Origin of the sequence: Pseudomonas eutrophicaquae (genome assembly GCF_023544715.1) — a bacterium.
In the GTDB taxonomy this organism is placed as follows: domain Bacteria; phylum Pseudomonadota; class Gammaproteobacteria; order Pseudomonadales; family Pseudomonadaceae; genus Geopseudomonas.
This window is the reverse complement of record NZ_JAMJEZ010000020.1, coordinates 21220-40157: the sequence shown is the minus strand read 5'-3', so window position 1 is coordinate 40157 and position 18938 is coordinate 21220. Positions and strand designations below refer to the sequence as shown.

The following is an 18938-nucleotide window of genomic DNA, read 5'->3' as shown; positions in this document are numbered from 1 at the left end:
ATCAGGCCCTGGGTAATGCCGTTGACCCACATGGAGGCGATGTACAGCACGGTGCCGATGGTAGCCAGCCAGAAGTGCGCGTTGATCAGACCGGTGCTGTGCATTTCCTTGCGGCCAAAGACCTTGGGCAGCAGGTGGTACAGCGAGCCGATCGACACCATGGCCACCCAGCCCAGCGCGCCAGCATGCACGTGGCCGATGGTCCAGTCGGTGTAATGGGAGAGGGCGTTGACGGTCTTGATCGCCATCATCGGGCCTTCGAAGGTGGACATGCCGTAGAAAGCGAGGGAGACCACCAGGAAGCGTAGGATCGGGTCGTTACGCAGTTTGTGCCAGGCCCCGGAGAGGGTCATCATGCCGTTGATCATGCCGCCCCAGCTCGGCGCCAGCAGGATGATGGACATGGCCATACCCAGCGACTGCGCCCAGTCCGGCAGCGCGGTGTAGTGCAGGTGGTGCGGACCGGCCCAGATGTACAGGGTGATCAGCGCCCAGAAGTGCACGATGGACAGGCGGTAGGAGTAGACCGGGCGCTCAGCCTGCTTGGGCACGAAGTAATACATCATGCCGAGGAAGCCGGTGGTCAGGAAGAAGCCCACCGCGTTGTGGCCGTACCACCACTGGATCATCGCATCGGTCGCGCCGCTGTAGATCGAGTAGGACTTGGTCAGGCTGACCGGGATCTCCAGGTTGTTGACGATGTGCAGCATCGCCGTCACCAGGATGAACGCCCCGAAGAACCAGTTGCCGACATAAATATGCTGGGTCTGGCGCTTCAAGATGGTGCCGAAGAACACCACGGCATACGCCACCCAGACCACAGTGATCAGGATGTCGATCGGCCATTCCAGCTCGGCATATTCCTTGGAGGAGGTGTAGCCCAGCGGCAGGCTGATGGCCGCCAGCAGAATCACCGCCTGCCAGCCCCAGAAGGTAAAGGCCGCCAGCGGACCGCCGAACAGGCGCGCCTGACAGGTGCGCTGCACCGCATAGTAGGAAGTGGCGAACAGCGCACAACCCCCGAAGGCGAAGATCACCGCGTTGGTGTGCAGCGGACGCAGACGACCAAAGCTGGTCCACGGCAGGTCCAGATTGAGGTCAGGCCAGACCAGCTGTGCGGCGATCAGCACGCCAAGGCCCATGCCGACGATCCCCCAGATCACCGTCATGATGGCGAACTGACGAACCACCCTGTAGTTGTAAGCAGTTCCGAGATTTGCTGTGTTCATTTGGGATATTCCATGAATGATGGACATAGATCGAACAGGATCCCAGGCAGAATGCAAAAGCATCGATGGCAATATGTTGATACAGGTCAAAAGGGGCGTGAGCAGGTGAGGAGCGCAGTGAACTTTTTCTATTTTGAGGGCCGCGACTGGCCGTTGCTGGCCACTGGCCCGGCGGTGAATGCCCGGGCGCGCCTGTTGTTGGCGCATGGTGCTGGTGCACCGATGGACAGTCCATTCATGGAGGCGCTCTGCCAGGCCCTGGCTGACGAGGGCGTGCGGGTGCTGCGCTTCGAGTTTCCGTTCATGGCACAGCGCCGCGAGGGTGGCAGCCGTCGTCCTGCCGACCGTGCACCGCGGTTGCTGGAGTGCTGGCGGGCGGTATGGCACAGCGTGCAGACGCATGAGCCGGGTGCTTGGGCGATAGGTGGCAAGTCCCTCGGTGGGCGGATGGCCAGTCTGCTGGCTGATGAGTTTGGAGCGGCCGCGCTGGTGTGTCTCGGCTATCCGTTCCATCCGCCGCGCCAGCCGGATAAATGCCGCACGGTGCATCTGGCGAGCCTGCGCACGCCCACCCTGATTATTCAGGGCGAGCGCGACCCATTCGGTACGCGCGATAAAGTGGCGGGCTATGCGTTATCCGCGGCGATTCAGCTGTACTGGCTGGCGGCTGCCGACCACGATTTCGCGCCGCTCAAGCGTTCGGGATTCACGCAGGCCCAGCATCTGCAGGCGAGCGCCGAGGCAGTGGCGGCTTTTTTGCAGCGCGTGGCGGATGACCCTGTGCCCGCGTTGCGCAACAATACGGCCCCTTCGTCCCTTATCGTCTGAGATGTCGCCCATGACCTGGCAACCCGATGCCGTTCTCGATGCCACTGGCCTGTTCTGTCCTGAGCCGGTGATGATGTTGCACAACAAGGTGCGTGATCTGCCCGAGGGCGGCTTGCTCAAGGTCATCGCCACGGATCCATCTACCCGCCGTGATATCCCTAAATTCTGCCTGTTTCTGGGCCATGAGCTGCTGGAGCAACAGGTCGAAGGGGATACCTTCCTCTACTGGATCCGCAAGAAAGCCGCCTGAGCGGCTTAACGCGCGCCACTCCAGCCGGCCTGTCCGGGGGCCAGCTGGCAGCTGCGCAAGGTATCCTGCCAAGCCTTGACATGCCGGCGGCTGGCCGCGCGGAACTCGCTCCATAGCGACTGCTCCTCGCCAGCCAGGCGTTGCAGGTACTGCCGGGTGGCGACGGGGATGTCCGGAGCGGCCGCTAGCCGGCGCAGCGCTGCGCTCCAGCGCTGCCCACGCTGATCGACCTCGGCCAGATAGGGTTGCAGCTCGCCGGCATAGAATTTGACGAACAGATTCTGTGCGCGGCGCCCGCGCGGCGTGGGCGTGCCCAGCGGGCAGAGCGGGCGGGTGGTCTGGCGCGTCTCAAGCAGTTGCGAGCCGGCCTCAAGGCTCTGGCGCAGGGCCAGCAAACTGTGGATCAGCTGCCCGCCGGCCGTGCTGCGGTGCAAAGCAAAGAACAGCTCATCCAGCTGCTCGGGGGTGGGCGGCAGTTGCTGTGGCAGCTGTTCGGCCAGACTGGCCAGCTGTTCGAGGGCCAGCAGGGCCGCGCCATCATCCGCGCCACTTGGTGCTAGACCCTGTTTGGCAAAGCGCAGGTAACTTTCCACCTCGGGGCTGCCATTGACGGCATTCCAGAACACGGCACGCAGCTGCTGCCGCTTGCCATCGAGCACGCTTTGCAGGCTGTCCTCCTCGCTCGCCGTCTCTTCACTGGCCAGCAGTGGCAGGCACTCCTCCAAGGCGCGTATCAGCTGACCTTCGTAGCCCAGACGCCGGCTGGCGGTCATCTGCTTGCCCAGACTGTTGTTGCGCTCGCTGATCAGTTGCTGCAGGCGTGGGCAACGGTGCAGATCAATGAGCAGGTCCAGCAGGCTGATGCGCAGCGGCTCGATCTCCAGCAAGCGCTCACGGCGCGGCGGCAGGCGCCAGTGCTCGAGCGTCAGTGCCGGCTGATCCGCCAGGGGGCTGTCCAGGCCATTGGCCAAGCGCTGCAGGTAATCATCCTGCAGTGCGCGCCCGGGATCACTGGGTTGGCAGGCGCCGAGCAGCAGGCTCAGCAAGAGGATTGCGCAGTGTTTCCACATGACTCGATACGCTCGCGTTCTCGGATGGCGTGCCGGGCACTGTGCCACAGGCGCAGCCCGAGCAGCAGGGCCGCCAGACTCAGGCCAACGATCAGGCCTTGCCAGAGTCCCGCCGGACCACTCGGGCTGCCCAGCCAGTCGGTCAGGCCCAGGGCGTAGCCGACCGGTAGCCCGATGCCCCAGTAGGCCAGCAGGGTGATCAGCATGGTCATGCGGGTGTCCTGATAGCCCCGCAGGGCACCGGCTGCGGTGACCTGCACGGCATCGGAGAACTGAAACAGCGCCGAGTAGACGATCAGGCTGGCGGCCAGTGCAATCACCGCCGGATCGCGGCTGTACAGCGCTGCGATCGGCTCACGCAGCCAGAGCATCAGGCTGGCCGAGAGGCAGGCATAAGCCAGCGCCACCAGTAGCACGACGCCAGCGGCAAAGCGCGCTTCTCGCACCGCGCCGCGGCCCAGATTCTGGCCCACCCGCACGGTGGCAGCCATCGAGAGGGCATAGGGAATCATGAAGACCAGCGCGGAGAAGTTCAGCGCGATCTGGTGGCCCGCCACCACGGTCGCCCCCAGGCTGCCAATCAGCAGGGCGATCACCGAGAAGATGCTGGCTTCGGCAAAAATGGCGATGCCGATCGGCAGCCCCAGGGCCAGCAGCGGGCGGATTTCGGCGGCGCGTGGCCACTCGAAGCGCTCGAACAGCCGGCTGGGTTGATATACCGCTGCCCAGCGCACCCACAGCAGCATGCCCAGCAGCATGCACCACATCACCAGCGCCGTCGCCCAGCCACAGCCCACCCCGCCGAGCGCCGGCAGGCCGAACAGGCCGTGGATGAACACATAGTTGGCCGGCACGTTGATCAAAAGGCCGAGAATCCCGAACATCATGCTCGGACGGGTACGACCCAGCGCATCGCTGTAGCTGCGCAGCACCTGATACAGCGCGATAGCCGGGAAGCCCAGCGCGACGGCCTGCAGATAATCCATCGCCGGATCAATCAGCTCGGCATCGACCTTGAGCAGTCCCATCAGCGACCGCGCCTGCCAGAGCAGCAGGGCGGCCCCCAGTCCCAGCAACAGGCCGAGCCAGAGTGCCTGGCGCACCAGTGGCCCCAGCCGGGCAAAATCACCGCTGCCGACGTGTCGGGAGGCCTTGGCGGTCGTGGCCATCATGATGCCGCTGAGCAGCAACATCACCGGCAGCCAGATCGAATTGCCCAGCGCTACCGCGGCCAGATCACGGGCACTGACCCGTCCGGCCATCAGGGTATCGGCCACGCCCATGGCGGTGTGGGCCAGCTGGGCGATCATGATCGGGATGGCCAGCCCGAGCAGCGTGGCCAGCTCGCGGCGGGCCCGTGCAGACAGGCTGAGGGTTGGGGAGGTGATGGAGCTGGGCATGGGCGACCTCTACAGAGCAGGCGCCAGTCTACGCCGGGTGTTGCAGAGCGGCCAGCCACGACGCCTTGCGTACCGAACCGCGCCATCCCGGGCGGGCTGCGCTAAAGTGGCGCTCCCTGTTCTGCCCATACGGACTGCTCCCCATGCGCTTGCTGGCTGATGAAAACATCCCTCTGCTCGACCCCTTCTTTGCATCGTTTGCCACGCTGGAGCGCCTGCCTGGCCGGCGCATCAGTCGTGACGCTCTGGCCGGGGTGGAGACGCTGCTGGTGCGCTCGGTTACCCGGGTCGACCGGGCGCTGCTGGAGGGCACGCCGGTGCGCTTCGTCGGCACCTGCACCATCGGTACCGACCATCTGGATCTGGAGTACTTCCAGCAGGCCGGCATTACCTGGGCCAGCGCGCCGGGCTGCAATGCCCGCGGGGTGGTCGATTATGTGTTGGGCGCCTTGCTGACGCTGAGTGAGCGCAGCGGGCAGTCGCTGTCCAGCCGCACCTACGGTGTGGTGGGAGCGGGGGCGGTGGGGTCTCAGCTGGTGGCGGTACTGCAGACGCTGGGCTGGCGGGTGCTGGTCTGTGATCCGCTGCGCGAGGCCCGGGAGGGGGGCGAGTTTGTCAGTTTCGATCAGGTGCTTGCCGCCTGTGATGTGATCAGCCTGCACACGCCGTTGACCCACACTGGTGAGCACGCCACCTGGCATCTGCTGGACCGCGCTCGCCTGCAGAGCCTGCGTCCCGGCACCTGGCTGATCAATGCCAGTCGCGGCCCGGTGATTGATAACCAGGCCCTGCGCGAGCATCTGCAGGCGGGAGCAGACCTTCGGGTGGTGCTGGATGTCTGGGAGCATGAGCCGCAGGTGGATCTGGCTCTGGCGGCCCTCTGCGAGCTGGCGACACCGCATATTGCCGGTTACAGCCTGGATGGCAAGCTGCGCGGCACTGAGCAGATCTATCGAGCCTTCTGTGCCTGGCAGGGTCTGGAGGCGCAGGTGGCCTTGAGTAGCCTGCTGCCGCCGGCCTGGCTGGCGGGGCTCACTGTACACGGTGAGGCTGATCCGGACTGGCTGCTGAGGATGCTGTGCCAGAGCGTCTATGACCCGCGCCGCGATGATGCGGATCTTCGCCGCAGCCTGGACCCTGATCCGCAGAAGCAGCAGGCCGGCTTTGATCGCCTGCGCAAGGAGTACCCGCTGCGTCGCGAGATTCCGGGGCTTTCGCTGCAGCTGGGGGTAGGCCATCAGCGTGACGCGCTGCAGCGCGTGGCACAGGCGCTGGGCGTGTCGGTGTGCTAGGGGCGCTGCGTGTCAGAGGCCGAGCCAGCTGCGCCAGCGGGAGGGGCGTGGCGTCTGGGTGGTGCGGCGGGCCTGCAGGATCATCGCCTCGGTAAGGGCAACTTCCCGTCCGCGCAGCATCAATGATGCTGCCGTGGGGCAGGTGCTGGGCGGTGTGGCGTGTGGGGGCGGAGAGGATCTGCGAGAACATGAACGAGACTCCATGCAACGGGGAGGCTCTCAGCCTGTGGGCTGCAGATGACGTGCCGGTGACAGGGCACCGCTTTCTGGCATGTGCCAGAGTCCTGCCTGTGGCAGGCGCTCTGGCGGTGCGGCCTTAGCGGTATTCGCAGAGGTAAGCGGTATCCTGCGCGACCTTGAGCTGGAACTTGCTGTTGGCCGGCACATCGAAGCGGCTGCCGGCGGCAAAGGTCTGCCAGTCATCCTGACCCGGCAGTTTGACGATCAGCTCGCCCGCTACCACGTGCATGACCTCGGCCTGGGCGGTACCGAACTCGTACTCGCCGGGCGCCATCACACCCACGGTGGCCGGGCCTTCGCTCATGGCGAAGGCGATGGATTTGACGCTGCCGTCGAAGTACTCGTTGACCTTGAACATGGATACCTCACAAAAGGGCGGAAAAGGGCGCGCCAGTATGCCCAAGGCCTGCGCAGGCGTCATGGGTTTTGCGTCGCGGCCTCGGGTGCTAAACCCCACTGGACTAGCTCATCCAGCAGCGCGGCCGTATCCGGGGTATCGAGCTGTGTGCTGCGCAGATGCTGCCTGGCGTAGTGCAGGTACAGCTCGCTCTGAATGAACAGCTGCAGCAGGTCGCCATCCAGGTGCGATGCCTTCACCATGTCCACCATGATGCGCAGCACCTGCGAGAGCGGCATGGCGGGTTTGTAGGGGCGGTCGGCTGCGGTCAGTGCCTCGAATACATCGGCGATCGCCAGAATGCGTTCCGGGACGCCGAGCCGGCGGGCATCCAGCCGACGCGGGTAGCCGCTGCCATCGAGTTTTTCGTGGTGGCTGGCCGCGATCTGCGGAACCTGACGCAAGGATGCCGGGAAGGGCAGGCTGTCCAGCATGATCAGGGTCTGCACGATGTGCTCATTGATGCGAAAACGCTCCTCCGCATTGAGGGTGCCCTTGCGAATGCTGAGGTTGTACAGCTCGCCCAGATGCTGCGCGTAGGCTGGCAGCTGCATGTCGAACTGCCAGCGGTTGCGTGGATCATCGCGCTCCACCGGTGGGCGGCGCTCCCCCCACGGCTGGCAGTGCTCGGGACGATCGGCGATGAGCCATTCCGCACACGGCAGTTCGACCACCGGCACATGATGCAGCTGCTCCTGCTCTTCGCGGGAGAGGCCCAGGCGATTGTCGAAGTGTCGCCACCAGCGCTGCCGGGCGATCTGCTGCAGGCGCTGCAGGTCGTCCTCGCTCATGCCCTCGCTGCCGAGGTTGCAGTGCGCGACAAAGGCAAAGTCTGCCTGCAGCTGCGCCTGACGCTGCTGCAGTTGCTGGCGCAGTGCGTCGTCATCGCCGTCGGTCTGCCGGGCTTGCCAGTAGTCCAGCTCCGCATCGCGCCAGAGCACTTCAAAGCGGGTGCGAATTTCATGCAGGCGGTTGTAGGGCGCCTCCAGTTTGGTGGCTTTGTCGACGATATGGCTGGGCGTGGTGATCTTGCCGCAGTCATGCAGCCACGCGGCGATGCTGAAGGCGTAGCGCTGCTCCTCGTCGACGCTAAAATCGGCCAACCGCCCGGTCTGGCAGGTGTTGGCCGCATCGAGCAGTTGCAGGGCCAGCTGCGGGACGCGCTCGCAATGTGCGCCGGTGTGTTCGGATTTGGTGTCGATGGTGTCGGCCAGTAGATGAATGATGGCATCGGTCAGGCGCTGCTGGGATTCGATGAGCTGGCGGGTTTCGATCGCCACCGCCGCGGCGCCGGCCACCTCCTCCACAAAACGCTGGAACGCAGCGCTGGTGCGCTTGCCCGCGGCCTGCTCCGGGATATGCAGCAGCAAGACGCCGAGCAGCTCACCATGCCGCCCGCGCAGTAGAGTGCTCAGGTAGGTATCCGGTGGGAACTGGCCGTGCAGCCAGGCGAGTAGCAGGGGATCGGCACGGTCATCGGGGGTTGTGCCGGTCAGTTGCGGGGGGTAATGGCCGGCATGCAGCTGGCTGGCGCAGTGCAGCACGCCATCGGTTTCATCCAGCAGGTAGATGGCGCCGCCGCCTGTGCCGGTAATGCGGATCAGTGGATCCAGAACCTGAGCAATCAGGGAGGGCAGGTGGCGCTCGCGGTTCAGGGTGCGGGTCAGTTTTTGCAAATGATGCAGCGAGCCGGCCATGCGCTGCAGCAGATCCGACAGTTGCTGCACTTCACGGATCCGTGAGCGGATTCTGGGCGGCTGTTCAAAGTCGAAGTGGCTGAGTGCTTCAAGCTGGCTGGCCAGATGGTTCAGCGGCTCCCCGAGACGTCGGCCGAACCAGGCGCCGGCCAAGAGCAGGGGCAGCAGGATCAGCGCGCCCAGCAGCAGGTGCTGGCTCAGCAGCTCGCGGGCGGCTACGAACAGCTCGTCCTGCGGAATGCTGACCAGCAGCTCTGCCTCGCCGAAGGCTTGCAGCTCGCGGCGCATGCCGTACCACTCTTCATCGCCGACTCGAAACAGTTGCGCTTGGGCGCTCGCCACCGGGCTGGCTTGCAGGTGCTGCAGGGCCGGTGCGGGCAGCTCCTGCAGCGCGGCCAGTCGGCGTTCGCTGCCCTCGCCCCGCAGCAGCTGATCGGGGGCGTGATAGATGAATACCTGCTCGCGCGAATCCAGCACGGCGATCTGGGTGCCGGGCGTCATGCGTAGTGTGGCGGCACTGTCACTGAGGGCCTGGATGGAGGCATCCATCCCCAGAACACTGCCAGGCTCGTGGGCGCGCAGCGCCAGGCTGATGCCGATTTCACCGCTGGTGAAGAACAGGTAGGGGCTGGTCATTACGCTGTCGGTGCGGGCCAGCGCCTGCTGATACCAGGGGCGGCTGCGCGGGTCGAAGCGGTAGTCGCTACGCTGCTGGTGCTCCAGCAGCTGCAGCTGGCGGTCATGGAACAGCCACTCGCCGCGCATCTGTCCATCACGGTCATAGGTGATGCTCTGCACCAGGTAGTGGGCGCCGGCGGGTGCCTGGGCCTTGAGTGCCGGGGCGCTGCGCGGCAAGGGGCGTACCAGCAGGAAGTCCCCATTGGCGTAGCCGATATAAACGGCGCTGAGGGTTGGGTCGACTTCCAGTGTCGCGGCCAGGACGGGCAGGCGCTGCAGGCGCTCGGGCAAGCTGTTTGCTCGGGTGATCGGGTCATGCTGCAGCAGTGACAGTGTGCTGCGTGCAGGGGCCAGCATATGCCCTGCACGCTCACTGATCAGGTCGCCGACTCGTTCGACATCGTCGCTGGCGGCCGACAGTAATACGGTGTGCAGCGCCTTCTGCCCTTGCAGCAGCAGGCCAAGGCCCAGCACCAGCATGCTGGCTACCACGGCCAGGGCGGTGAGATGGCGCAAGGCGACGCCACGAGCGGGGAGGACAGGCATCAGCAATTCCTTGTGGCGGGCGCAAAGATGTTTTCAGTATGGGCGGCACTACGCTTACCGACAAATAAATGCCTGGCGGCGGGATCTGCTGGGGGCCGAGATGGCTGTGCTAGTCTGCGCCGCCTGTTTTTGATGGAGGTGGGCAGATGGCAAAGGTGGCATTCATTGGCTTGGGCGTCATGGGTTACCCCATGGCTGGGCACTTGCAACGTGCCGGGCATGAGGTCTGTGTCTATAACCGGACCGCTTCGCGGGCGCAGCAGTGGGTCGCGGAGTTTGGCGGTACACAGGCGGAGTCGCCGCGTGAGGCAGCCGCTGGCGCACAGTGGGTGATGACCTGCGTTGGTAACGATGACGACCTGCGCGCCGTGGTGCTGGGTGAGCAGGGCGCGTTTGCCGGCATGGCTCCGGGTAGTGTGCTGATCGACCACACCACCGCATCGGCGGGTGTCGCGCGCGAGCTAGCAGTGCTCGCCGAGGTGCGTGGGCTGGGCTTTCTCGATGCACCGGTATCCGGTGGGCAGGCTGGCGCGGTCAATGGTGCGCTGACGGTGATGGTCGGCGGCGAGCCTGCGCACTATGCGCACGCCGAGCCGGTGCTGGCCTGTTATGCGCGCATGCAGCGGCTGATGGGGCCGGTGGGGAGTGGACAGCTGACCAAGATGGTCAACCAGATCTGTGTCGGCGGCTTGCTACAGGGGTTGGCCGAAGCACTGCACTTTGCCGAGTGTGCAGGTCTTGATCGCATGGCCGCGATGGAGGTGATCGGCAAGGGGGCGGCGCAATCCTGGCAGCTGGATAACCGTCATGCCAGCATGATCGATGGGTACTTCGATTTCGGCTTTGCCGTGGACTGGATGCGTAAGGATCTGGGGATTTTGCTGGATGAGGCGCGGCGCAACGGGGCGCAGCTGCCCGTGACGGCGCTGGTCGATCAGTTTTATGCCGAGGTGCAGCGTGCCGGGGGCGGGCGTTGGGATACCTCGAGCCTGATTACGCGGCTGCGTCCGCCGGCTTGAGTGCGTAGGGTGGTTATGGAATGTCGTATGGGGTGTGGTGCGTGCTGTATCGCGCCGTCCATTTCCTCGCCGATCCCCGGCATGCCCGAGGGTAAACCGGCCGGGGTGCGCTGTATTCAGCTGGATGAGCGCAACCTGTGCCGCCTGTTCGGCTCGCCTGAGCGCCCTGCGGTCTGCAGCCAGTTTGTAGCGGATGCTTCGGTGTGCGGGGACAGTGCCGCTCAGGCGCTGCGGATATTGGACGAGTGGGAACAGCTGACTGCGTGACGCGGACATGAAAAAGGGCTGCCGAAGCAGCCCTTTTTCATGGAGCAACTACTACTCAACCACGTTCGTTGATCGGGGTGTAGTCGCGCTGGGTGTGGCCGGTGTAGATCTGGCGCGGACGACCGATCTTGTAACCGCCGGCATACATTTCCTTCCACTGGGCGATCCAGCCGGCGGTACGCGCCAGGGCGAAGATCACGGTGAACATGCTGGTCGGAATGCCGATGGCCTTCAGGATGATGCCCGAGTAGAAGTCCACGTTCGGGTACAGGTTGCGCTCCTGGAAGTACGGATCGTTACGGGCGATCTCCTCGAGCTTCATAGCCAGCTCAAGTTTCGGATCATTAATGCCCAGTTCAGACAGGACTTCGTCGCAGGTCTGCTTCATGACCTTGGCACGCGGGTCGAAGTTTTTGTACACGCGGTGACCGAAGCCCATCAGCTTGAACGGATCGTTCTTGTCCTTGGCTTTGGCAATGAACTTCTCGATGTTCTCGACCGAGCCGATCTCGTCCAGCATGGTCAGTACGGCTTCGTTGGCGCCGCCGTGAGCCGGACCCCACAGGGCGGCGATGCCGGCAGCGATACAGGCGAACGGGTTGGCACCGGTAGAGCCAGTCAGACGCACAGTGGAGGTGGAGGCGTTCTGCTCATGGTCGGCATGCAGAATGAAGATGCGATCCATCGCCTTGGCGAGTACCGGATTGACCGGCTGCACGTCGCTCGGCGTGTTGAACATCATGTGCAGGAAGTTTTCTGCGTAGCCCAGGTTGTTGCGCGGGTACATGATCGGCTGACCGATCGAGTACTTATAGCACATAGCCGCCATGGTCGGCATCTTGGCAATCAGGCGGATGGCCGAGAGTTCACGGTGCTTCGGATTATTGTTATCCAGAGAGTCGTGATAGAAGGCAGACAGGGCGCCGACTAGGCCGCACATCACTGCCATCGGATGAGCATCGCGACGGAAGCCGTTGAGGAACGACTTCATCTGCTCGTGCATCATGGTGTGGCCAGTGATCTGGGCCGTGAAGGTGGCTTTCTGCTCTGCGGTGGGCAGCTCGCCATAGAGGAGGGCGTAGCATACTTCCAGGTAATCGGACTTCTCGGCCAGTTGCTCGATCGGGTAACCGCGGTGCATCAGGATGCCCTTGTCACCGTCGATGAAGGTGATCTTCGACTCGCAAGCGGCAGTGGACATGAAGCCAGGATCAAAGGTGAACACGCCCTGGTTGGTCAGGCTACGTACATCGATAACATCCGGGCCCATGGTGCCGGAGAGAATGGGTAGCTCGACGGGGGCTGCGCCCTCGATGATCAACTGTGCTTTCTTGTCAGCCATACCGGCCTCCTAAATTGTGCTTGAAATCATCTGTCACAAGGCCCCCCAGGCAGGGCCCGTGCCACTATAGAGTGATGGGGAGGAATGTCAATTTGGCCTAAAGTCGGTGCCCGGGTACCTGTCGAGGTCTCAAGACGGGGTCTCTAAAAGGTGCAAAATCAAGCCCTGCGACAATCTGTCCATTGGTCCCGGAGCGTGCGTTGTCATCGATATGTTAACTGTCTATACTCGCCCCGTGACCGCCAGAGGCTATGCCAGGCTTGGGTTCTGGCTGTTGTCTCTCCCTGGTGATGGGTACCTGACAAGTGCACTTCCCGACAACTTGCCCTGCTGGTTGGGGCTCTCAGTGTGAAAAAAAGCCGTGAATAGCAAACGACCCGTAAACCTAGATCTTAGGACTATCCAACTCCCAGTCACTGCTTACACGTCCATCGCTCACCGTATTACCGGCGTTATTTTGTTCCTGGGCATTGCCGTGCTGCTGTATGCACTGGACTTGTCCCTGGCGTCGGAGCAGGGTTTCGAGCAGGTGAACGCGTTCCTGGCCGCTCCGTTGGCCAAGCTCGTGATGTGGGGTCTGCTGTCTGCACTGCTCTATCACTTGGTGGCGGGCGTCCGTCATTTGGTCATGGATGCTGGCGTGGGTGAAACGCTGGAAGGCGGTAAGCAGGGCTCCAAAATCGTCATCGCCGTTTCCGTGGTGCTGATCGTTCTCGCAGGGGTATGGGTATGGTAACCAACGTCACTAACTTCTCTCGTTCGGGTCTGTTTGACTGGATGGCGCAGCGGGTTTCCGCTGTGATCCTTGCGGCCTATTTCATCTTCCTGTTGGGATATCTCGTTGCCAATCCCGGCCTGTCCTTCGCGGACTGGCACGGGCTGTTCTCTCAGACCTGGATGCGTGTGTTCAGTCTGCTGGCACTGGTAGCTCTGAGTGCTCATGCGTGGGTCGGTATGTGGACCATCTCCACTGACTACCTGACTCCGATGGCTTTCGGCAAGGCGGCCACCGCCCTGCGCTTCCTGTTCCAAGCGTTCTGCGGCATTGCGATGTTCGCGTTCTTCGTCTGGGGCGTACAGATTCTTTGGGGTGTCTGATCAATGGCTAGCATTCGTACTCTCTCCTTTGACGCCATCATTATCGGTGGTGGTGGTGCCGGCATGCGCGCAGCGCTGCAGCTGTCCCAGTCCGGCCACAAGACCGCGTGTGTGACCAAGGTCTTCCCGACCCGTTCCCACACCGTGTCCGCCCAGGGTGGCATCACCTGCGCGATCGCGTCGGCTGACCCGAACGACGATTGGCGCTGGCACATGTACGATACCGTCAAGGGTTCCGACTACATCGGTGACCAGGACGCTATCGAATACATGTGCTCCGTAGGTCCGGAAGCAGTGTTCGAGATGGAACACCTGGGTCTGCCGTTCTCCCGTACCGAAACCGGTCGTATCTATCAGCGTCCGTTCGGTGGTCAGTCCAAGGGCCCGGATAATCCGACTCAGGCTGCGCGTACCTGTGCTGCCGCTGACCGTACTGGTCACGCCCTGCTGCACACCCTGTATCAGGCCAACCTGAAGAATGGCACCACTTTCCTCAACGAGTGGTTCGCGGTTGATCTGGTGAAGAACCAGGACGGCGCCGTTGTCGGTGTCATCGCTATCTGCGTTGAAACAGGCGAGACCGTCTACATCCGTTCCAAGGCAACCGTACTGGCCACTGGCGGTGCAGGCCGTATCTATGCATCCACCACCAACGCCCTGATCAACACCGGTGACGGTATCGGCATGGCCCTGCGTGCAGGCGTACCGGTGCAGGACATCGAGATGTGGCAGTTCCACCCGACCGGTATTCACGGTGCGGGTACCCTGGTAACCGAGGGTTGCCGTGGTGAAGGTGGCTACCTGATCAACAAGCATGGTGAGCGCTTCATGGAGCGTTATGCTCCGAACGCCAAAGACCTGGCTGGCCGCGACGTGGTTGCGCGCTCCATGGTCAAGGAAGTGCTGGCTGGCAACGGTTGCGGTCCGGATGGTGACCACGTACTGCTCAAGCTCGATCACCTGGGCGAAGAAGTGCTGCACAGCCGTCTGCCGGGCATCTGCGAACTGTCCAAGACCTTCGCACACGTTGATCCGGTTGTGGCGCCGATCCCGGTTGTCCCGACCTGCCACTACATGATGGGTGGTGTTGCCACCAACATCCATGGCCAGGCCATCACCCAGGACGCCAACGGTAACGACAAGGTTATCGAAGGTCTGTTCGCAGTTGGTGAAGTGGCGTGCGTATCGGTGCATGGTGCCAACCGTCTGGGCGGCAACTCGCTGCTCGACCTGATCGTGTTCGGTCGTGCCGCCGGTCTGCACCTGGAAAAAGCCCTGAAAGAGGGCATCGAGCATCGCGTTGCTTCCGAGTCCGACCTCGAGGTTTCCCTCAAGCGTCTGTCCGGCGTCAACGAGCGTACTACTGGCGAAGATGTTGCACCGCTGCGTAAAGAACTGCAGCAGTGCATGCAGAACTACTTCGGTGTATTCCGTACCGGCGAATACATGCAGAAGGGTATCGTACAACTGGCCGACCTGCGTGAGCGCATCGCGAACGTCAAGATCGCGGACAAGAGCCAGGCTTTCAACACTGCGCGTACTGAAGCGCTGGAACTGCAGAATCTTCTCGAAGTGGCAGAAGCCACCGCGGTCGCTGCTGAGGCTCGTAAAGAGTCCCGTGGTGCCCACGCACGTGAAGACTTCGAAGAGCGTGATGATGCGAACTGGCTGTGCCACACCCTGTACTTCCCTGGGGAGAAGCGGGTGGCCAAGCGCGGCGTCAACTTCGCACCGAAGACTGTTCCGGCCTTTGAACCCAAGGTTCGTACTTATTAAGGGTAGCCGCCATGTTGCAAGTAAGTGTTTATCGCTATAACCCGGAAAAAGACGCTGCTCCGTTCATGCAGGATTTCCAGGTGGATACCGGTGGTCGTGACCTGATGGTTCTCGACGTGCTGGCCCTGGTCAAGGAGCAGGACGTTACCTTCTCCTACCGTCGTTCCTGCCGTGAGGGTGTATGCGGCTCCGACGGCATGAACATCAACGGCAAGAATGGCCTAGCTTGCATCACTCCGCTGTCGTCGGTGGTGAAGGGTAACAAGCTGGTCATTCGCCCGTTGCCGGGCCTGCCGGTCATTCGTGACCTGGTCGTTGACATGAGCATCTTCTACAAGCAGTACGAGAAGGTGCAGCCGTTCCTGCAGAACAACAGCCCGGCTCCGGCTATCGAGCGTCTGCAGTCGCCGGAAGATCGCGAGAAGCTGGACGGTCTGTACGAGTGCATTCTGTGCGCTTGCTGCTCGACCTCCTGCCCGTCCTTCTGGTGGAACCCGGACAAGTTCCTCGGTCCGGCTGCTCTGCTGCAGGCCTACCGCTTCCTGGCCGATAGCCGTGATACCAAGACCCAAGAGCGTCTGGCAGCACTGGACGACCCGTTCAGTGTGTTCCGCTGCCGCGGTATCATGAACTGCGTGAACGTGTGCCCGAAGGGTCTGAACCCGACTAAGGCCATCGGTCACGTGCGTAACATGCTGCTGCAAAGCGGTACCTGATGAGCCGCAATCTGCGGTGATTCAAAAGAGTCTGCACTGGTCGGCATCTGCCGGCCAGTGCAGTTGCATAATGGGCCTCTGCCTTTTGGCATGTCCGACGAAACGACCAAACGACCAGCAGGGGCGATCGGGCTGGAGCCCGGACTGTCTGCGGGATCCGTAGTGGCCTAAGTGTCGCTGCGCTGGACCGTCAAGACATGTACGGTTTTCCTGTCAGGTAGAGTCCCTTACCGAGGGTGACCTAGCATGCATGAAAGCGTAATGCAGCGGATGTGGAACAGTGCCCACCTGTCCGGTGGTAACGCTGCCTACGTCGAAGAACTCTATGAGCTCTTCCTGCACGACCCCAACGCTGTGCCCGAAGAGTGGCGCAACTATTTCCAGAAGCTGCCGACCGGCAGCACTCAGTCTCCCGACGTTTCTCATGCCACCGTGCGCGATCAGTTCGTGCTGCTGGCCAAGAACCAGCGTCGCGCGCAGCCGGTATCCGCAGGGGCCGTCAGCAGCGAGCATGAGAAGAAGCAGGTCGAAGTACTGCGTCTGATCCAGGCCTTCCGCATGCGTGGCCATCAGGCGTCCAAGCTGGATCCGCTCGGTCTGTGGGAGCGCCAGGCTCCGGCTGATCTGTCGATCCATCATTACGGTCTGACCGACGCTGACCTAGACACCGTTTTCCATACCGGTGAACTGTTCATCGGCAAGCAGGAAGCGACGCTGCGTGAAATCCGCGATGCCCTGCAGTCGACTTACTGCGGCACCATTGGTGCTGAATTCACCCATATCGTCGATTCCGAGCAGCGCAAGTGGTTCCAGCAGCGTCTGGAGAGCGTGCGTGGCCGCCCGCAATACGGCAAGGACGTCAAGGAGCATGTGCTCGAGCGTCTGACCGCCGGCGAGGGCCTGGAAAAGTACCTGGGCACCAAGTACCCGGGCACCAAGCGCTTCGGTCTTGAGGGTGGTGAGAGTCTGGTGCCGATGGTCGATGAGATCATCCAGCGCAGCGGCTCCTACGGCGCCAAGGAAATCGTCGTCGGTATGGCTCACCGTGGCCGTCTGAACCTGCTGGTCAACGCGCTGGGCAAGAACCCGCGTGACCTGTTTGACGAGTTCGACGGCAAGAAGCTGATCACCATGGGCTCCGGTGACGTCAAATATCACCAGGGCTTTTCTTCCAACGTCATGACCTCGGGCGGCGAAGTGCACCTGGCCATGGCGTTCAACCCGTCGCACCTGGAGATCGTTTCTCCGGTGGTCGAGGGTTCCGTGCGTGCCCGTCAGGACCGTCGCGGCGACCGCGTGGGTGATACCGTCGTTCCGATCTCCATCCACGGTGATGCGGCCTTCGCCGGTCAGGGCGTGGTGATGGAAACCTTCCAGATGTCGCAAATTCGCGGCTACAAGACGGGCGGTACCATCCACATCGTCATCAACAACCAGGTCGGCTTCACCACCAGCCACCCGGAAGACTCCCGTTCGACCGAGTACTGCACCGATCCGGCGAAGATGATCCAGGCGCCGATCCTGCATGTGAACGGTGATGATCCGGAAGCCGTGCTGTTCGTGACCCAGCTGGCCGTTGATTACCGCATGCAGTTCAAGCGTGATGTGGTCATCGACCTGGTCTGCTACCGTCGCCGCGGCCACAACGAGGCGGACGAACCGAGCGGTACCCAGCCGCTGATGTACCAGAAGATCGCCAAGCAGCGCACCACCCGTGAGCTGTATGCCGATGCACTGGTCAAGGAAGGTATCCTGAGCCAGGCCGATGTCGATGCCAAGGTCGAGGAATACCGCACCGCGCTCGACAATGGCCAGCATGTGGTCAAGAGCCTGGTCAAGGAGCCGAACAAAGAGCTGTTCGTTGACTGGACGCCTTATCTCGGTCACGAGTGGACGGCCAAGCACGACACCAGCTTTGACCTGAAGACCCTGCAGGAGCTGAACCAGAAGCTGCTGAACGTGCCGGAAGGCTTCGTGATTCAGCGTCAGGTTGCGAAGATCCTTGAGGATCGTGACCGCATGGGCGCCGGCGCACTGGCCATCAACTGGGGCTTCGCTGAGACTCTGGCCTACGCCACCCTGCTCAAGGAAGGTCACCCGGTTCGTATCACCGGTCAGGACGTGGGTCGTGGCACCTTCTCGCACCGTCATGCGGTGCTGCACAACCAGAAGGACGCCAGCCGCTACATTCCGCTGCAGAACCTGTATGACGGTCAGCCGGCCTTCGATCTGTATGACTCCTTCCTCTCCGAGGAAGCGGTTCTGGCCTTCGAATACGGCTATGCCACCACCACGCCGAATGCGCTGGTGATCTGGGAAGCCCAGTTCGGTGACTTCGCCAACGGCGCTCAGGTGGTGATCGATCAGTTCATCACCAGCGGTGAGACCAAGTGGGGTCGTCTGTGCGGCCTGACCATGCTGCTGCCCCATGGCTATGAAGGCCAGGGTCCGGAGCACTCGTCCGCCCGTCTGGAGCGTTACCTGCAGCTGTGTGCCGAGCACAACGTCCAGGTCTGCGTACCGACTACCCCGGCGCAGGTTTACCACATGCTGCGTCGTCAGGTGATCCGTCCGCTGCGCAAGCCGCTGGTCGTGCTGACGCCCAAGTCGCTGCTGCGTCACAAGCTGGCCATCTCCACACTGGAAGAACTCTCGCAGGGTTCCTTCCAGCCGGTGCTGCCGGAGATCGATACCCTCGATCCGAAGAAGGTCGAGCGCCTGGTGCTGTGCAGCGGCAAGGTCTACTACGACCTGCTGGAGAAGCGTCGTGCCGAGGGCAGCGAGGATACCGCCATTGTGCGTATCGAGCAGCTCTATCCGTTCCCGGAAGAAGAGCTGGCCGAGGTCCTGGCGCCTTACACCAACCTCAAGAAAGTGGTCTGGTGTCAGGAAGAGCCGATGAACCAGGGCGCCTGGTACTGCAGCCAGCATCACATGCACCGCGTGATCCGTGCCCACGACAAGTCGCTTGACCTGGCCTATGCCGGTCGCGAGGCGTCGGCTGCTCCGGCATGTGGTTATGCGTCGATGCACGCCGAGCAGCAGGAAAAACTGCTGCAGGATGCACTCACCGTTTAATGCCTTCAGCCGTGT

Annotated in this window: 16 protein-coding genes; 10 read left to right on the top strand and 6 right to left on the bottom strand. The window is 62.6% G+C overall.

Going from position 1 to position 18938, the window contains the following annotated elements:
• Positions 1-1229, bottom strand: a 1229-nt coding sequence (ccoN, locus tag MXC11_RS09610) for a cytochrome-c oxidase, cbb3-type subunit I (RefSeq protein WP_250009773.1), incomplete at its 3' end; no start/stop codon positions are given.
• Between the two features lie 12 nt (positions 1230-1241).
• Between ccoN and MXC11_RS09605 the strand changes: the two genes are divergently transcribed.
• Positions 1242-2057 carry an alpha/beta family hydrolase gene (locus MXC11_RS09605; protein ID WP_250009767.1) on the top strand — a complete coding sequence of 272 codons (816 nt, stop codon included), beginning with the start codon at positions 1242-1244 and terminating at the stop codon, positions 2055-2057.
• Positions 2058-2067: 10 nt separating this feature from the next.
• The gene (tusA, locus tag MXC11_RS09600; protein WP_250009760.1) at positions 2068-2307 is read left to right on the top strand and encodes a sulfurtransferase TusA; all 240 of its coding nucleotides are present in this window, start codon (positions 2068-2070) and stop codon (positions 2305-2307) included.
• 5 nt (positions 2308-2312) lie between these two features.
• Here the strand turns inward: tusA and MXC11_RS09595 are convergent, their stop codons facing one another.
• Together MXC11_RS09595 and MXC11_RS09590 are read right to left on the bottom strand one after the other, a co-directional pair.
• Entirely contained in the window at positions 2313-3377 is a 1065-nt protein-coding gene (locus MXC11_RS09595) for a DUF3080 family protein (RefSeq protein ID WP_250009752.1), read from the bottom strand.
• Positions 3347-4777, bottom strand: coding sequence for an MATE family efflux transporter (locus tag MXC11_RS09590; RefSeq protein ID WP_284060467.1), 1431 nt, complete (start codon positions 4775-4777; stop codon positions 3347-3349). The genes MXC11_RS09595 and MXC11_RS09590 overlap by 31 nt, the downstream gene beginning before the upstream one ends.
• A 143-nt stretch (positions 4778-4920) precedes the next feature.
• Between MXC11_RS09590 and pdxB the strand changes: the two genes are divergently transcribed.
• A complete protein-coding gene (pdxB, locus tag MXC11_RS09585) occupies positions 4921-6069 on the top strand; it encodes a 4-phosphoerythronate dehydrogenase PdxB (RefSeq protein WP_250009744.1) in 1149 nt (382 codons plus the stop codon).
• A 316-nt stretch (positions 6070-6385) separates the two neighbouring features.
• Here the strand turns inward: pdxB and ppnP are convergent, their stop codons facing one another.
• Positions 6386-6667, bottom strand: a complete 282-nt coding sequence (gene ppnP / locus MXC11_RS09580) for a pyrimidine/purine nucleoside phosphorylase (RefSeq protein WP_250009736.1) — start codon at positions 6665-6667, stop codon at positions 6386-6388.
• Between the two features lie 59 nt (positions 6668-6726).
• Positions 6727-9627, bottom strand: a complete 2901-nt coding sequence (locus MXC11_RS09575) for an HD domain-containing phosphohydrolase (RefSeq protein WP_250009728.1) — start codon at positions 9625-9627, stop codon at positions 6727-6729.
• A gap of 146 nt (positions 9628-9773) precedes the next feature.
• On the opposite strand from MXC11_RS09575, the gene MXC11_RS09570 reads away from it, so the two are divergent.
• Together MXC11_RS09570 and MXC11_RS09565 are read left to right on the top strand one after the other, a co-directional pair.
• Positions 9774-10646 carry an NAD(P)-dependent oxidoreductase gene (locus tag MXC11_RS09570; protein ID WP_250009726.1) on the top strand — a complete coding sequence of 291 codons (873 nt, stop codon included), beginning with the start codon at positions 9774-9776 and terminating at the stop codon, positions 10644-10646.
• Between the two features lie 15 nt (positions 10647-10661).
• A complete protein-coding gene (locus MXC11_RS09565; protein WP_250009720.1) occupies positions 10662-10913 on the top strand; it encodes a YkgJ family cysteine cluster protein in 252 nt (83 codons plus the stop codon).
• Between the two features lie 55 nt (positions 10914-10968).
• Here the strand turns inward: MXC11_RS09565 and gltA are convergent, their stop codons facing one another.
• Positions 10969-12255: a citrate synthase gene (gene gltA, locus MXC11_RS09560; RefSeq protein WP_250009713.1), complete on the bottom strand. Its 1287-nt coding sequence runs from the start codon at positions 12253-12255 to the stop codon at positions 10969-10971.
• Between the two features lie 361 nt (positions 12256-12616).
• Here gltA and sdhC point away from each other — a divergent pair, with 361 nt between their 5' ends.
• The 5 genes from sdhC to MXC11_RS09535 all read left to right on the top strand — a co-directional run bounded on the left by sdhC (position 12617) and on the right by MXC11_RS09535 (position 18923).
• On the top strand, positions 12617-12991 hold the full coding sequence (sdhC, locus tag MXC11_RS09555) for a succinate dehydrogenase, cytochrome b556 subunit (RefSeq protein WP_250009706.1): 375 nt from the start codon (positions 12617-12619) through the stop codon (positions 12989-12991).
• Positions 12985-13353, top strand: a complete 369-nt coding sequence (gene sdhD / locus MXC11_RS09550; protein ID WP_250009699.1) for a succinate dehydrogenase, hydrophobic membrane anchor protein — start codon at positions 12985-12987, stop codon at positions 13351-13353. The genes sdhC and sdhD overlap by 7 nt, the downstream gene beginning before the upstream one ends.
• A gap of 3 nt (positions 13354-13356) precedes the next feature.
• Positions 13357-15129 carry a succinate dehydrogenase flavoprotein subunit gene (gene sdhA / locus MXC11_RS09545; RefSeq protein ID WP_250009696.1) on the top strand — a complete coding sequence of 591 codons (1773 nt, stop codon included), beginning with the start codon at positions 13357-13359 and terminating at the stop codon, positions 15127-15129.
• An 11-nt stretch (positions 15130-15140) separates the two neighbouring features.
• A complete protein-coding gene (locus MXC11_RS09540; protein ID WP_250009682.1) occupies positions 15141-15845 on the top strand; it encodes a succinate dehydrogenase iron-sulfur subunit in 705 nt (234 codons plus the stop codon).
• Between the two features lie 246 nt (positions 15846-16091).
• The gene (locus MXC11_RS09535; RefSeq protein ID WP_250009676.1) at positions 16092-18923 is read left to right on the top strand and encodes a 2-oxoglutarate dehydrogenase E1 component; all 2832 of its coding nucleotides are present in this window, start codon (positions 16092-16094) and stop codon (positions 18921-18923) included.
• Positions 18924-18938 lie beyond the last annotated feature (15 nt).